The following is a 14,624-nucleotide window of genomic DNA, read 5'->3' as shown; positions in this document are numbered from 1 at the left end:
AAGTTTACCAAAGAGTAATATTCTATCAATGAATATTATTGACTATCTTTATAACTAAATCATATATAGATGAAGCTTCAACAACTAAAATACGTCCGAGAAATTGCCAGAAGGGATCTGAGTATTTCTGCTGCAGCAAATGCATTACACGCCTCACAACCCGGTGTCAGTAACCAGGTACAGTTATTGGAAGATGAGCTTGGATTACAGATATTCGAACGTCATGGCAAACGACTAACAGGCATTACTCCAATTGGTCAGTCGGTCATCGAGATGGCTGAAAGAGTCTTGCAGGATGTCGACAATATTCGTCAGTTGGTGGCGGATAGTAAAACCGAGCACTCTGGTACTTTATCGATTGGCACAACACATACCCAAGCTCGTTATGCCTTACCTAGTGCCATTAAAAAATTCTCAGAACACTACCCGAATATTCATTTAAATATGGTGCAAGGCACGCCGACCGAAGTCGGCGAAATGGCAGCGACAGGCAAAATCGATTTGGCCATTGCAACAGAGGGGCTTGCTCAATTCGAATCATTGGCTATTCTGCCTTGTTATGAATGGAATCGTTGTGTTGTTGTTCCGCCTGAACACCCGTTATTGTCTGTGAAAAAGTTACGTCTGGAAGATATCGCGCAATATGAAATTCTGACTTATGTGATGGGCTTTACTGGCCGTGCCAAACAAGATCAGGCCTTTATTGAAAAAGGCTTACATCCTAACGTTATTTTTACGGCGACAGATGCCGACGTCATCAAAACCTACGTTGAGTTAGAAATGGGGATTGGGATTATCGCCAGCATGGCATTTGATCCTGACAAAGATGCACCTCTGCAGGCACTGGATGCCAGACATTTGTTTCCACCAAGTGTTACCCACATGGGCATTCGTAAAGGCAGTTATCTTCGAAGTTATATGTATGCCTTTATCGAATTTTTTGCGGCTCATCTTGATAAAAAGACTGTTGAAAAAGCCATCAGTCTTTAAATCTGGCAAGATAATCTGTTTAGTTCACTTTCACTGGGATCATCAATGAACACAACACCTTCCCATACCAAAATACGACAGCTAATAAAGCAGCTTGAAAACATTATTCCCGCGGAGCATCACTATTTACTGACTGAACTGAAGTCTGAAATTGAGCAATTAGTGACTGTTTTACCCGATACATTATTATCGGGTGAATATCTCGCTAAACCTGAATTTGATGCACCTTCTGGTTGTTATCGTCGTGGTCAGGAGTCGGTATTCTATTGCCCTCGTTGTTATGAAACACAACAAGATTTAATCGCCACGCAACGTATCAACAGCCGTCTACGTGTATGCCCTCAGTGCAGAGCCAGTATCAAACCTGCCAAATAAATACCGTGATAAGTTTCTTGCTAGAAAAAAGAGTGTAATTACAATAGAATAATGACTATTCACAGGATGTGACTGCAGAAATATAAGGAATGATGCCTCGGGGTGGCGAAAGCCTGAGATGCTCGTTTAAAGAGCGGACCCGATGAACCTGATCCAGTTAATACTGGCGTAGGGACAGGCTGAAATAGATCTTCATCTACACCGCATTGGTGTCTCTCGATTTATTCCCCTGTCCTTTTTGATTCAAAAAAGGATAACCATGAAAGTAAAAACACTTGCCATAGCGGTTTCAACGGCTATGTCATCGCCAGTGGCCTTAGCGGAAGTCACCCCTGCTGACTTACCATCAATGATCGTCAGTGCTGATTTTCGTCCTAACGATGCACATGACACACCGATAAGTTTAACCACGATTGATGAAGACACTATTGAATCTCGTGGTGCTCAGCATATTGAGGACGTGATTAATCTTGCTCCTAACGTCAACTTCTCCAGCGGTGCATCAAGAGGTCAATTTTTCCAGATTCGTGGCATTGGTGAACGGAGTGAGTTCCAAGCCCCACTCAACCCTTCGGTAGGTTTGTATGTCGATGGCATCGACTTTAGCCGAAGTGGTGGTGCAGCAACTCTATTTGATATTGAGTCAGTCGAGATTTTGCGTGGTCCTCAAGGCACACGTTATGGTGCAAATGGAATGGCCGGCACCATCAACTTGAAAAGTACTGAACCGACAAATGATCTTGCTATGAAGTTTGAATCAACTTTAGCCACTTATAATACTCATGCTGAAGGCATCGCTGTTGGAGGCCCGTTAATTGATAATACTTTACTTGGTCGTTTTTCTGTTCATAGCTATAAGTCTGATGGCTACATGGATAACGACTTTTTAGGTAGAGATAATACCCAAAACCGTGATGAAATCACTGCCAGAGGCCACCTAAAATGGCTTGCCACTGATGACCTGACTATTGATCTTAATGTATTACATCTAAATATAGACAATGGTTACGATGCATTCACGCTTGATAACAGCCGTAATAGCCTGTCTGACCAACCCGGTAAAGATGCTCAAAATACTAATGCATTTGCTTTAAAGACCGACTACCGAGCGAATGACAGAGTCCAATTACAATCTAGTCTTAGCTATTCAAAGTCAAATCTTGAATACAGTTACGATGATGACTGGTCGTATAAATCTCAATTTCCAGTTGATGCCACTTGTATAGATTCCGATGATTCTAACGATGCGTTCACATGTCCTTATAGTGGTTTTGATCAATACAAACGTAAACGTGAAAACACCGCTTTAGAATTCCGTGCATTATCAAATGAGAATGGACGTATTTTTGCTGATACTACGGATTGGACAGTTGGACTATATATTTCAGAACAACGTCAGAACTTGGATCGTACTTATTATTCAAATGCTATTAATAGTGATGCTGTAACAGGATTTGTCACAAAAAATGCCTATAAAACGCTAAACACCTCTGTATATGGTCAATTGGATACTGCTCTGACAGAAGATCTCAAACTAATTAGCGGGTTACGCGCTGAGTATTGGGATGCAGACTATAAAGATTCTGCAGGACTTAAAGATGATCCAAACGACTGGATGTTTGGTGGAAAGTTAGGTCTTGAATATCATCTTAATGAGGATCACATGGCCTTCACGACTTTATCTCGAGGTTACAAAGCTGGAGGTATAAACGTCGAACCTAGAATCAGCGATGATCTACGTTCTTTTGATACTGAATCATTATGGAACCTTGAAGCTGGTTTAAAATCTTTTTGGCTTGATGGAGACCTTATCACTTCTATTACAGCCTTCTATACACGTAGAAGCGATGCCCAAATAAAAAGCTCGATTCGAGTACCGAAGACATCTGGCAGTGGTACCGACTTTGTTGATTATTTTGTGAATGCTGACAGAGTTAGAAACATCGGTCTTGAGGCAGAGTTAGACTGGTCCATTAACGAAAAATATCGTGTGATTGCTTCTCTAGGGCTTTTGGATGCAAAACTTGAAGATTATGAAAATCCCAGGTTATTAGAAGAAGGCACTAAACTAAGCGGTCGCAGAATTGCCCACGCACCTGCCTACCAATTTAATCTGGGAGGGGAGTATTACTTTGCTCCAGGCTGGACTTTTAAAGCGAATATGGAAGGTAAAGATGAGTTTTACTACTCAAACAGCCACAATGCAAAATCACACTCTTATGTTCTATACAATGCCAGTGTCGAATACAAAAAGGATCAATGGAAAGTCACCTTATGGGGACGTAACTTATTCGATAAAGACTACTACACTCGTGGCTTTTACTTTGGTATTGACCCATCAAAATCTTATGCTGAAGAAACCTACACCCAATACGGTGATCCAAGAGTTGTTGGTCTAACGCTTAGCTACGACTACTAATCAGACTAGAGGGCTTATCTAAGCCCTCTTTTTATTTTTTTAAGGAATCATATATGCGTGTTTCTGTTGATATCAGTCTCTACCCACTCACCGAGCAATTTGTCGAGCCTATTCTGGCATTTATTAAAAAGCTGGAAGACAATCCAAAGCTGAATATTTCACGGAATAATCTGAGCACACAAATCTTTGGTGAATACCGTGATGTCATGGATGCCATGGATGCCGAGATTGAAGCTGTTTTTGAACAGTTACCACACAGTGTATTTGTATTGAAAATGATCGGAAACGATCGTTACCACGTTGAAGATTAGGCGAAAAGACTCATGATAGATGCCATGATTAATGGCCTGCTGGCGTTATCGGGCTGGGAAGTATTTGCTGCCTTGCTGGGTATGGCTTATGTCATTCTGGCGGCTCGGGAATCCCAATGGTGTTGGCCCATGGCGTTTATCAGTACGCTGATCTATACCGTGTTATTTTGGGAAGGTCAGCTCCCTATGCAAGCTTTGCTCAATTTTTATTATATGGGCATGGCAGTATATGGCTTCGTTTTGTGGCGGCGACATCAGCAAAATAATGATGAGCTGGTAATTCACAACTGGTCATTTAATGCCAACTTACTATTTGTTGTATCAGGCACCATCATCAGCTTTCTGCTGGCTTATTATCTGGACAAGAATGAAGCCTCACAACGTCCCTACCTTGATGCCAGCATTACCGTCTTTTCTGTAATGAATACCTGGTTGATGGCCAGAAAAGTGCTGCAAAACTGGTTTTATTGGATCATTATTGATGCGGCATCCGTCGTGTTGTATTTCCAAACGGGTTACTATGCCACCGTGGTGTTATTCTCAATCTACACCGTGCTGGCAATGATAGGTTTTGCCAACTGGATCAAGCTCTACCATAAACAGCCGATACCTCGGACTCACTAAATGCAAGCTGTTATTTTTGATATGGATGGGCTGCTGATTGACTCAGAGCCTTTCTGGAAACAAGCTGAAAAACGTGTATTTTCTGCACTTGGTATTGAAATCACCGATGCGCTATCGGCTAAAACTATGGGCATGACTACCCGCGAAGCAACCGAATTCTGGCTGCATCATGCAGGCCTGTCACTCAGTCAGGACGCCATGGAAAAAGTCGAAAATGATGTCATCGATGAAGTTGCCTTATTAACCGCCACGCAAGGCCAGCCACTGCCGGGTGTTCATGATCTGTTGGAACAACTCAAACAACATAAGCTGAAAATTGGTCTAGCGACTAATGCTCCGGCTCGTCTTGTTCCTGTGGTACTGGAAAGACTAGATATCACAGCATTATTTGATAGTTATGTCGCCGATGATCACGTGGAACAAGGCAAACCCCATCCTGCTATCTATCAACTGGCTCTGGAACGCATTAACGCTCAAGCAAACCATACCATCGCTTTTGAGGATTCCGTCACCGGTATGACGGCCGCTATTGGTGCCGGTATCCGCACTGTTGTTGTTCCGTCAAAAGCCAATTATCACTTACCACACTATGATGTTGCCGCCTTAAAACTGGAGAGTCTAAACGGGCTTGCCATTCAAGAGCTGCGTGATTTATTTAAATAAGATGGGCTGCTCAAGCCAGTCTCGCAAATCGGTTTCACCAAGAATATTCATCAAAAACAAAAGTAAACGGTAACTTAAGCGACAGTTCGTAAGATCAGGGATGGGCTGATATTGTGAATAGGCTTCGACAAAATGTTTCGCTTGCTGAGGGCTCAGCAGATATTCCAGTATTACCCACTCAACTTCACGGGGTGCTCTGACAAAGGCATCCAAATCCACCACGGCTAATTGATGATTTTCACACTGGCGCAGTTGGTCCCAGCGAAAATCCGGCATGATCGGCACAAACTGTTGAGCTGATAGTCTTCGACATTGTTCATGGCTAAGTTTTAACGTATCTGCAGGGATCGGGATATCACTGCGGCCAGATAAAAACTGAATCGTCTGCTCCAGTCGCACAGGCCAATCATTCGCATTGAATACGGGGTTATCGAGACAACCCCATTGAGATGATATTTGTTGATGCAGTTTGCCCCAGTGATGAGCAAGCTGCGTCAACATGGTATTGTCGATCTTTTCTGCTGTCAGATCCGTCCCATCAAGGTAACGCACCAATACATACTGCCGTGCCTGTTCAGCCACGACATCGGGTATGCTAAAACCACCCTCTCGTTGTAGAAATTGACTGATGATTTGGGTACGAGCTAAAGACTGTGGAAAGTCGAGTTGAAACAGATTATTCATCCCCAGCCAAAACGTTGAGTCTTGCACTCGCGATTGGTGACAGACTTTTAAGATCATCATGCCATCAGCGGTATCACACTGCCAAAGCTGGTGCGTGCTATCAGGAAATTGTGCATCCAAGGCTAATGCAGGTGCACGTAACACCGGCAATGTCGCCTGCTGCTCAACAGTTAATTCAGGATACGAATACATCTAACGTTGCTGTATTACCAAGGTAATTTTTCACCATTGGTATGCCAGAAAGTGCCACTGGTTTCGAGTGTTAACTCTTCCATACGTTGGATGAGACCTGCTGCTGATTCATCTGGATCAATCAATCCACCATGTCCGGTCATATCCGTTCTTACCCAACCTGGATGCAGGATGGCGACAGCAATGCCTTTGGGTTTGAGATCAATTGATAATGATTTCCCGGCGGCATTCACCGCTGATTTCGACATTCGATACGCATAACTACCACCCGAGTCATTATCATCAATCGAGCCCATGCGGCTGGTAATAATACCAACTTTACTGCCCTGTCCCAGATGATTTAATAAAGCCTGAGTGGTCAGTAATGGTCCAAGGCTATTAACGCGATACATTCTGACAAAATCATCGATCGCATTATCATCAATTTGACCAAGACCAATGCCACCGGCAATACCCGCATTATTGATTAGCCAGTCAATTTTTCTGTTCCCTAATGAATCAGCCAGTTTTGCTAAGCTTTTAGGTTCACTGACTTCCACATCTTCAATAATTTCGACATTCAGGGACGTTAATTCAGATGAGGCTTTACGGCAGGTTGCAATAACATGCATGCCTTTTGCGGCAAGCTGACGGCAGAGTTCTAAACCAATTCCCCGGTTACTTCCAGTCACTAATGCTGTTTGTGTCATTTTTCCTCCTCACTTTTGAGTTGCTTCATATTTTCTTTTGAAGGCGACCTTACCACGCCTGACTCTGTCACAATGGCATCGATTAATTCTGCCGGTGTGACATCAAACGCCGGATTCGATACATGAACCTCTGAAGGTGCAATCGGACGTCCATCTATTTCTGAGACTTCTGAACCCGTACGTTGTTCAATCGGAATCTGACTCCCATTATCAATTGACCAATCAATCGTTGTGGTGGGAGCCACCACCATCAGTTTCACCCCATGATATTTCGCTAATACGGCTAATGAGTAGGTACCAATTTTATTGGCTGTATCACCATTTGAGGCAATTCTGTCAGCGCCAACAATGACCCAGTCTAATTGACCACTCGCCATCAACGCGCCTGCAGCTACATCGGCGTGTAAGGTCATAGGAATGCCTTCCTGCATAAGCTCCCATGCTGTCAGTCTGCTACCTTGCAACCATGGACGGGTTTCATCCACGTAAACATGCTCAATTTTTCCATCGATAAAACCTTGCCGAATAACGCCCAAGGCCGTGCCAAAACCAGCAGTGGCAAGCGCACCAGCATTACAATGTGTCAGCACAATACTGTCATTATCCAGCAAGTCAGCTCCATATTGCCCCATGGTTCTATTGGCTTTAACATCTTCTTGATGTATCTGCTGAGCAAATGTTAACAAGGCGGGTTCTGGTGACTCATATTTAGACAGTGATGCAGAGGCCGTCTTCATACGATCAATCGCCCACGACAGATTCACTGCGGTAGGACGTGATGCAGCTAATCTTTTGAGTGGTGGATTGATTGCCTCCTGCCAGTTTTCTCCAGCACTAAACCAAGCTTCTCTTGCTGCCAACACCACACCATAAGCAGCAGTCACACCAATAGCTGGGGCACCACGAACCACCATCGTTTTAATGGCTTCAGCGACGGCATCGGAATCATGAAATTCCAACCAATTTTCTTTATGTGGTAAAACACGTTGGTCCAATAAATGAAGTCGTTCATCACGCCATAAAATTGGCTCAATAGTCTGCAATAGTTTGGTCAAAACAAGCTCCTGTGATGCTTGATGAATTTTAGTTGTGATTGGTTTGTCATGATAATTGATTAGAATAGGTTTTCATTCAGCTCAACGGTATAATCAAACCCTATGGAAAATGTCGATCTGATAATTAACGCACGCTGGTTAGTCCCCGTCACTGAAGACCAGACCGTGTTAGAAAACCACGCCATCATTATCAAGGATGCACGTATTTTAGCGCTTCTGCCACAGCAACAGGCAAAACAGCTTTACTCAGCCAATGCGACTCATGATCTGAATGAGCATTGTTTAATACCTGGTTTAATCAATAACCATGCCCATACCCCCATGTCGCTGTTTAGGGGACTGGCTGATGACTTACCTTTAATGACTTGGCTGAACGATCATATCTGGCCCGCAGAAAAAGCCTTTGTTAGCGATCTGTTTGTGGAAGCGGGCAGTGCACTGGCCATTGCAGAGATGATTCGGGGTGGCACTACCTATTTCAACGATATGTATTTTTTTCCGGAAGCCACGGCCAGAGTTGTTGATACATCAGGTATTCGAGCCAGTCTAGGTATTGTTGTTATTGAGTTTCCGACAAACTGGGCCAGCTCAGTAGAAGAATATTTACATAAAGGCCATCAATTACACGATCACTATCGTCATCACCCACGGATTAATACGATTTATTCACCGCATGCCCCATACACTGTCGCAGACAAAACACTGGAGCAAATCATTACCAATGCTGAAGAAATGGATATGCCGATCAGTATGCATATTCACGAAACAGCAGATGAAATATCACAGAGCGTTGCAGAGTTTGGGGTTAGGCCGCTTGAGCGTTTGAAACAAATCGGCCTGCTCTCGCCCCGACTACTCGCTGTGCATATGACACAACTTAATGACCAAGAAATCATATGGTGCGCCGAAGCGGGTGTTCACATCGCTCATTGTCCCGAATCTAATTTAAAACTGGCCAGTGGCTTTTGCCCCGTTGCTGAACTGCAAAAAAATAATATTAATGTCACGATTGGCACCGATGGCGCTGCCTCAAATAATGATCTGGATATGTTTGCAGAAATGCGTCAAACAGCTTTACTTGCAAAAGCAGTAGCCAAAGATGCTGCCGCGGTGCCTGCTCATAATGCGCTAGAAATGGCGACTATCAATGCGGCAAGATCATTAGGACTAGACCAGGAAATAGGATCACTCGAAGTGGGAAAACAAGCTGATATCGTTGCGGTGAAGTTATCGGATATCGAAACACAGCCTGTTTTTGATGTCGTATCTCAGTTGGTCTATGCCGCCAGTCGAGATAAAGTCACCGATGTTTGGGTCGCCGGCAAACAGCTACTCAATTCTCGTCAACTAACAACATTAAACGAATCAAAAATTATCCAAGATGCTCAGCAATGGGCAATAAAAATAGGATCACTCGGTCAATGAGCCAAAAACAAGCAAACGTCGACTTAAATGAAGTAGCAAAATTTGATGCCTTAGCATCCAGTTGGTGGGATCTGGAAGGTCAATCGAAACCGTTACATGATCTTAATCCAATTCGTTTGGCTTATATCGCAGAGCGAACATCATTAAAAAATGCCAACGTGATTGATGTTGGTTGTGGTGGTGGCATTCTTTCAGAAGCGCTGGCAAAAAGTGGGGCCCATGTCACTGGTATTGATATGGGCGAGATGCCACTTAATATTGCCAAGCTTCATGCGTTGGAAGAAGGTTTGACAATCCATTATCAACAGATCACTGCAGAAGAGATGGCAGCGCAAAATAAAGAACAATATGATGCCGTTACCTGCCTCGAAATGTTAGAACATGTGCCGGATCCAGCCTCTATCATCAGTGCCTGTGCAGCATTAGTTAAACCGGGTGGTGATGTGTTCTTTTCCACATTAAACCGTCATCCCAAAGCCTATCTTCTGGCTGTGCTTGGCGCTGAATATATTATGAAAATGCTGCCGAAAGGCACCCATGACTATAAACGCTTTATTCGTCCAGCTGAGTTATCTGCCTGGTGCCGCCAAGCTGGACTGAAAGTCAAAGATGTGACAGGAATGAATTACAATCCTTTGACGCGTCAATTTAGTCTTGGAAACGACGTCAAGGTAAACTACCTCATCCACTGCAAAAAAATCTGATATGGCAAAATACGATGCTGTTTTTTTTGATCTGGATGGCACCCTTGTTGATACCGCACCAGACTTAGCTTACGCACTTAATCAGGTTTTGCTTGAATACAATAAATCGCCACTGCCTCTCGAAACAATTCGCCCTGTGGCCAGCGATGGTAGTCCGGGATTAATCAAACTCGCTTTTGGGATATCAGCTGAAAATCCTGAATATACGTCGATACAAACACGATTTATTGAACTTTATCGTCACCATATCAACCGGGAATCCAGGCTCTTTGACGGTATGGAAAATGTTCTACAAACCATAGAAAAAGCAGGATTGAAATGGGGAGTGATTACTAACAAACCTGCATTTCTGACCGATCCTTTAATGCAGGCATTAAAGCTGAGTCAGCGAGCGAGTTGTATCGTGAGTGGAGATACCACGGCCAATAGCAAACCTCATCCAGATCCGATGTTATTTGCATGTAACGCCTCTGCCGTAAAGCCAGAAAACTGCTTATATATCGGCGATGCCCAACGCGATATCGAGGCCGGGAATATTGTGAATATGGATACGCTCATCGCTCATTACGGTTATTTAAAAAGTACTGACCAACCTGAAACGTGGCAGGCGAAAGCCACGATTTATAAGCCTGAAGAAATCCTCAACTGGATTTAACTATTGCGTTATGACAACGAATAAAAATCTGGCTGCTGCTTATGATTTCTGCTTAAAACTTGCAAAGTCGCACTACGAAAACTTTCCTGTCGCCTCAGTTTTACTTCATAAAAGGTTAAGAAAACCGATTGCTGTTATCTATGCCTTTGCTCGCACTGCCGATGATTATGCTGATGAAGGTCAGCTCACCGAAGCAGAACGAATAACCAAGCTACAAAACTATCGTTCGCATCTCACTGAGATAAGTGATGGTTCATACACAGGTGATGATCCGATCTTTATTGCTCTTGATGATGTGATCACACACTTTCAGTTACCCATCTATTTATTTGATGATTTGTTATCGGCTTTTATGCAGGACGTTGTCAAAAACCGCTATCAGACAATGGAAGAAGTTCTGCATTACTGTCAACGTTCTGCTAATCCTGTAGGTCGTTTATTACTACACTTAAATGGTCAGCCAACACAACAACAGTTAGTAGAGTCTGACGCCATCTGCACATCGTTACAATTGATTAACTTTTATCAGGATATCCTGCAAGACAAACAGGAAAACAACCGCATTTATATCCCCCAGCAGATGCTTACAGAGGCTGGGCTGAATGAGGATGACATTACCCTGGCAAATAGCCGGAAATTAGCACCTCTGCTTCGTCATTTATTTCAACAAACGATGGCTCTCATGAATGAAGGCCTGGAACTCGGTAATGGTATTAAGGGACGCCTAGGCTGGGAGATCAGAGCAATGACATTGGGTGGACTGGAAACATTAAACAAATTATCGGCACAAGATGACGAGAACATATTGAGCCGACCAAGATTAACACGCAGAACACAGTTAAAAATTTTATTGTTCAGTCTCTCAAAAACGCACTTAAAACGCCGCTAAAATCAGGTTTAAAGATTCTCATAGCGGTTTGCATCGAATACCCCCGCATCAATCGGATTGTGTTCACGTTGCCACTGAGTGAAATCATGAAAAATTTGCCAGAACTGCGGATGTGTTCTGCGGACACCCCACTTCAGTACTAGGGCATCAAATGCTTCTTCAGATGTCGCTTTCATCAAGGCTTTCTCGAACGGTTCCAGTTCCTCAGCATTAATATCAAAGATAAAGTTAGGATAACTTCCGGCAATTCCCGGATAAACCGTTAAACTGTCTTTTTCAGGTTTATAGCGAAGTGACTCACCAAAGAGAAAGGCCACATTACTGTGATAACGATTGCGTATTAGAGAGTAAACTGTTCTTTTATCACCATGTTTGACTCGTATAAATGTTAACTCAGGCAAGAACTGTAGCCCTGACTTTTCCTTAAATGTAGCTTCCGTTATACGACTTAACCGTGAATCAGCTTTTTGTATCCAGTCAGTCTGTGACTTCCTGAAACATTGCTGATTCTGACAACGATTAATCGCATCGTTTGCAGCAGCGTTAACCTGAGTAAATTGCTTTAATAATCGATTGGCCAGCTCATTTTTGGTATCCTCAGACGAGAATTTTTCAGCAGTTCTACTATCAACATCAAGCGGTGCATAGGTGAAGTAAGTTTTGACTACGCCCATACCTTGATACCAATCCTCCAACACTGACTTTCGCTTGTCTTTAGGCAATAATCGAAGAAAATTATGCTCGGCACCATTACGGATTAAATCAAAATATAACCGCGTTTGAAGTTGATGAGCTACATTGCCAAATAAATCAAAATTAACGACTAACTCATAATATGTTCGCTCAAATAATGGAAAATCCATCCACCAAATCGTTTGAGGAACCTGTCCCACCATACCTTTAACAACACTGGCATTATCGAAGTGCCTGAACACGGTCAGAAACGCATTAGTATTACTGCCATCGCCGTCCCAGATAGCATTAGTCGAAGTCCAGTTTATCGGTGCATCTCGATAATGTTGATCTCTTAAAGATAAATAAGCATTGCGTTTATCTTTATATTTATCCCAATTCTCTTTTGCCTCTGTCAGGTTGTCGTCCTGTCCAGGCAAACCTAGAACTGGCTCTACTTTTTTCCTATAGCTAGGATCAGTGATGAAAAGATCATTGGCTGGATCCTGATACATCACCCAAAACTGATCACGGATCACATCTGTTGCGATTTGACCACGACAAACAGGGCCTCTGATAAACGTTCGTGTGAAATATTCGGCATGTTCCAGCAAGAACCGATATCTGGCTTCAGCCGGTATCGCAGAATACGTTAAAAAGGGATTAGCTCTATCTTCATAATCATAACCAGGCATAGTATTTATTTGCCATGGCTCTGAGAAGAAGAGTTGCTCTATATGTTTTTTTAGCTTCTCATCAAACAAAAATGTTATGTGACGTTTATGAACAGTAATCCCTTTTACTAATCTTAATCTGTAATAAATTGGCTGTCCTGGATCAGAATTTGGAAGACGGGTTTTTACAATTGAAATTGGCTTACCTGTCGGTGTATAGGATCTAACAAGTTCAAAGAAATGGGTATTTTGACCTTGGTTCTCAAAGTACAGATGAGCTAGAAAAAGGTGCTCAAAAAGCCACCTGGAAACTAACCTACGCGGATTAGATGTTTGATTAAGGTATGTTTCCCATTTTTTTATTGCTGATAATTCTTTTTGGCTTAGCTTAACCTCATTTATATTGACTTTAGCGCCCTGATATAACCAACCACTGATTGTCGAAAATTCCTCATCTGTAAGTCCGGAGACGGCAAATGGCATCCCTGTTAGAGGATGTTTCTCTTCATATTCAGTAATCGTATCGACGGTTGGACATTGGTTATCTCGGCGAATACTAATATCAAGATCATCCGGTAACTTACTATTGTCTTTAAATTGATGAGTTTTTCCCAGAGCTAACATTCTATATAACAAGCTAGCTTGTGCATCATGCCCGGTAATAATCGAATGAAAACCTGCTTCTTGCCATTCTTCTTGCGAATGAGCATCTATAAATAAGCGTGTCGGTGTAATAGGCTCCTTCCTTGTCCCATCATAAGCATTTAATTTGGTGGCACCACGCAGGAATCCCTCTGTAGATTCCATTTTTAACTGGCATGGCGCATCAAAGCAGCCGTGACAAGCAACACATTTTTCTTCAATAATCGGTTTTATCTCAGAAGCGTAATCAACATCTATTGTACGTGGAAGTGGTAAATTATTATTGAGCTCAAGCTCTTGAGTGTCATCTAAACAGGCCGTCACTAAGCAGGCGATAAAAAGGTAAATAAGTGTTTTGTACATTAATCGCCTTGCGAAATTCTAATATTTTAAAGCTCATATTTTACTTCAAATTAGTGACAGGCTGGTTAACCTAAGTGAAGAATTCAGGCTATCGCCAATACCCAAGTAACAACTATTATCACTAACTTTCTATATACCCCCGTTGATAAACATCCAGCAGAAATTCTCAAGCGAACCAACATTTGTAATGATCAAAGAACTTTGTCTATTGATGAGCGCTTTCTTTGTATTAACTTCATTAACATTTACCAGGATATGCTGTATGCCGTCCATGCAGAGCGATTGGCAGTGACTTCGTTCAAAGTAGGTCATATATCTAGATTACAGACAATAAAAAAGGTCACCATTATTTAGGATGTGCTTTTCTATTATCCAAAAGCCTGTCGGTGATCTACTTTATTGCTTATATCCCTGTAGGCGCCCCTTCGGCGTCGCTTCACTTATTCAAAATGCTTATCGCCAAGGATGGAGTCTATGCAAAGCAATCTCTGACACATTGCTTATCGTTGCTTTTTGTTAGTGACAAGCAAGTGATGTGAGCCAGCCATGCAGGCACGATTACTCGTCACAGGGTGTGTGTTGCCCAGCACAGGCAGGT

14 protein-coding genes and 1 riboswitch are annotated in these 14,624 nt (G+C 42.7%); of the genes, 10 read left to right on the top strand and 4 right to left on the bottom strand.

Translation table 11 applies throughout. The features are described from left to right. The first annotated feature begins 69 nt into the window (after positions 1-69). The 6 genes from cysB (at position 70) to B2248_RS04790 (ending at position 5,382) form a co-directional block, all read left to right on the top strand. Positions 70-990, top strand: coding sequence for an HTH-type transcriptional regulator CysB (cysB, locus tag B2248_RS04815; RefSeq protein WP_273182731.1), 921 nt, complete (start codon positions 70-72; stop codon positions 988-990). A gap of 45 nt (positions 991-1,035) precedes the next feature. After that, entirely contained in the window at positions 1,036-1,365 is a 330-nt protein-coding gene (locus B2248_RS04810; RefSeq protein ID WP_273182733.1) for a hypothetical protein, read from the top strand. A gap of 88 nt (positions 1,366-1,453) precedes the next feature. Next, positions 1,454-1,558: riboswitch (TPP riboswitch) on the top strand. Positions 1,559-1,624: 66 nt separating this feature from the next. Further along, complete coding sequence (locus B2248_RS04805) at positions 1,625-3,784, top strand: TonB-dependent receptor (protein ID WP_273182736.1); 2,160 nt, start codon at positions 1,625-1,627, stop codon at positions 3,782-3,784. 53 nt (positions 3,785-3,837) lie between these two features. Then, positions 3,838-4,095: a YkoF family thiamine/hydroxymethylpyrimidine-binding protein gene (locus tag B2248_RS04800; RefSeq protein ID WP_091713279.1), complete on the top strand. Its 258-nt coding sequence runs from the start codon at positions 3,838-3,840 to the stop codon at positions 4,093-4,095. A gap of 12 nt (positions 4,096-4,107) precedes the next feature. Further along, positions 4,108-4,719, top strand: coding sequence for a nicotinamide riboside transporter PnuC (gene pnuC, locus B2248_RS04795; protein ID WP_273182738.1), 612 nt, complete (start codon positions 4,108-4,110; stop codon positions 4,717-4,719). Next, positions 4,720-5,382, top strand: a complete 663-nt coding sequence (locus B2248_RS04790; RefSeq protein WP_273182739.1) for an HAD family hydrolase — start codon at positions 4,720-4,722, stop codon at positions 5,380-5,382. Here B2248_RS04790 and B2248_RS04785 read toward each other — a convergent pair. The 3 genes from B2248_RS04785 to mtnA are packed head-to-tail and all read right to left on the bottom strand — an operon-like array spanning position 5,371 to position 8,002. After that, on the bottom strand, positions 5,371-6,258 hold the full coding sequence (locus B2248_RS04785; RefSeq protein ID WP_273182741.1) for a hypothetical protein: 888 nt from the start codon (positions 6,256-6,258) through the stop codon (positions 5,371-5,373). The genes B2248_RS04790 and B2248_RS04785 overlap by 12 nt on opposite strands. A gap of 14 nt (positions 6,259-6,272) precedes the next feature. Next, positions 6,273-6,947: an SDR family oxidoreductase gene (locus B2248_RS04780; RefSeq protein ID WP_273182743.1), complete on the bottom strand. Its 675-nt coding sequence runs from the start codon at positions 6,945-6,947 to the stop codon at positions 6,273-6,275. After that, a complete protein-coding gene (mtnA, locus tag B2248_RS04775; protein WP_273182745.1) occupies positions 6,944-8,002 on the bottom strand; it encodes an S-methyl-5-thioribose-1-phosphate isomerase in 1,059 nt (352 codons plus the stop codon). The genes B2248_RS04780 and mtnA overlap by 4 nt, the downstream gene beginning before the upstream one ends. A 102-nt stretch (positions 8,003-8,104) precedes the next feature. On the opposite strand from mtnA, the gene B2248_RS04770 reads away from it, so the two are divergent. Genes B2248_RS04770 through hpnC form a run of 4 tightly spaced genes read left to right on the top strand, consistent with a single transcriptional unit; the run spans position 8,105 to position 11,675 of the window. Next, positions 8,105-9,427 carry a TRZ/ATZ family hydrolase gene (locus tag B2248_RS04770; protein WP_273182747.1) on the top strand — a complete coding sequence of 441 codons (1,323 nt, stop codon included), beginning with the start codon at positions 8,105-8,107 and terminating at the stop codon, positions 9,425-9,427. Beyond that, positions 9,424-10,131 carry a bifunctional 2-polyprenyl-6-hydroxyphenol methylase/3-demethylubiquinol 3-O-methyltransferase UbiG gene (ubiG, locus tag B2248_RS04765; protein ID WP_273182749.1) on the top strand — a complete coding sequence of 236 codons (708 nt, stop codon included), beginning with the start codon at positions 9,424-9,426 and terminating at the stop codon, positions 10,129-10,131. The genes B2248_RS04770 and ubiG overlap by 4 nt, the downstream gene beginning before the upstream one ends. A 1-nt stretch (position 10,132) precedes the next feature. Beyond that, on the top strand, positions 10,133-10,786 hold the full coding sequence (locus B2248_RS04760; RefSeq protein WP_007146064.1) for an HAD family hydrolase: 654 nt from the start codon (positions 10,133-10,135) through the stop codon (positions 10,784-10,786). Positions 10,787-10,796: 10 nt separating this feature from the next. Beyond that, on the top strand, positions 10,797-11,675 hold the full coding sequence (gene hpnC / locus B2248_RS04755) for a squalene synthase HpnC (protein ID WP_273182752.1): 879 nt from the start codon (positions 10,797-10,799) through the stop codon (positions 11,673-11,675). A gap of 8 nt (positions 11,676-11,683) precedes the next feature. Here hpnC and B2248_RS04750 read toward each other — a convergent pair whose 3' ends face one another. Continuing rightward, entirely contained in the window at positions 11,684-14,026 is a 2,343-nt protein-coding gene (locus B2248_RS04750; RefSeq protein WP_273182754.1) for a fatty acid cis/trans isomerase, read from the bottom strand. Positions 14,027-14,624 lie beyond the last annotated feature (598 nt).

It is taken from the genome of Methylophaga sp. UBA2012, assembly GCF_002335235.1.
GTDB lineage: Bacteria > Pseudomonadota > Gammaproteobacteria > Nitrosococcales > Methylophagaceae > Methylophaga > Methylophaga thalassica.
Note: the sequence above shows the minus strand (reverse complement) of the source record. Positions and strands in the feature narration are given on the sequence as shown.

Excerpts from the sequence above, each read along its gene's own strand:
- cysB (WP_273182731.1), top strand. The coding sequence starts at position 70 with ATGAAGCTTCAACAACTAAAATACGTCCGAGAAATTGCCAGAAGGGAT.
- B2248_RS04810 (WP_273182733.1), top strand. The coding sequence starts at position 1,036 with ATGAACACAACACCTTCCCATACCAAAATACGACAGCTAATAAAGCAG.
- B2248_RS04805 (WP_273182736.1), top strand. The coding sequence starts at position 1,625 with ATGAAAGTAAAAACACTTGCCATAGCGGTTTCAACGGCTATGTCATCG.
- B2248_RS04800 (WP_091713279.1), top strand. The coding sequence starts at position 3,838 with ATGCGTGTTTCTGTTGATATCAGTCTCTACCCACTCACCGAGCAATTT.
- pnuC (WP_273182738.1), top strand. The coding sequence starts at position 4,108 with ATGATAGATGCCATGATTAATGGCCTGCTGGCGTTATCGGGCTGGGAA.
- B2248_RS04790 (WP_273182739.1), top strand. The coding sequence starts at position 4,720 with ATGCAAGCTGTTATTTTTGATATGGATGGGCTGCTGATTGACTCAGAG.
- B2248_RS04785 (WP_273182741.1), bottom strand. The coding sequence starts at position 6,258 with ATGTATTCGTATCCTGAATTAACTGTTGAGCAGCAGGCGACATTGCCG.
- B2248_RS04780 (WP_273182743.1), bottom strand. The coding sequence starts at position 6,947 with ATGACACAAACAGCATTAGTGACTGGAAGTAACCGGGGAATTGGTTTA.
- B2248_RS04770 (WP_273182747.1), top strand. The coding sequence starts at position 8,105 with ATGGAAAATGTCGATCTGATAATTAACGCACGCTGGTTAGTCCCCGTC.
- ubiG (WP_273182749.1), top strand. The coding sequence starts at position 9,424 with ATGAGCCAAAAACAAGCAAACGTCGACTTAAATGAAGTAGCAAAATTT.
- B2248_RS04760 (WP_007146064.1), top strand. The coding sequence starts at position 10,133 with ATGGCAAAATACGATGCTGTTTTTTTTGATCTGGATGGCACCCTTGTT.
- hpnC (WP_273182752.1), top strand. The coding sequence starts at position 10,797 with ATGACAACGAATAAAAATCTGGCTGCTGCTTATGATTTCTGCTTAAAA.
- B2248_RS04750 (WP_273182754.1), bottom strand. The coding sequence starts at position 14,026 with ATGTACAAAACACTTATTTACCTTTTTATCGCCTGCTTAGTGACGGCC.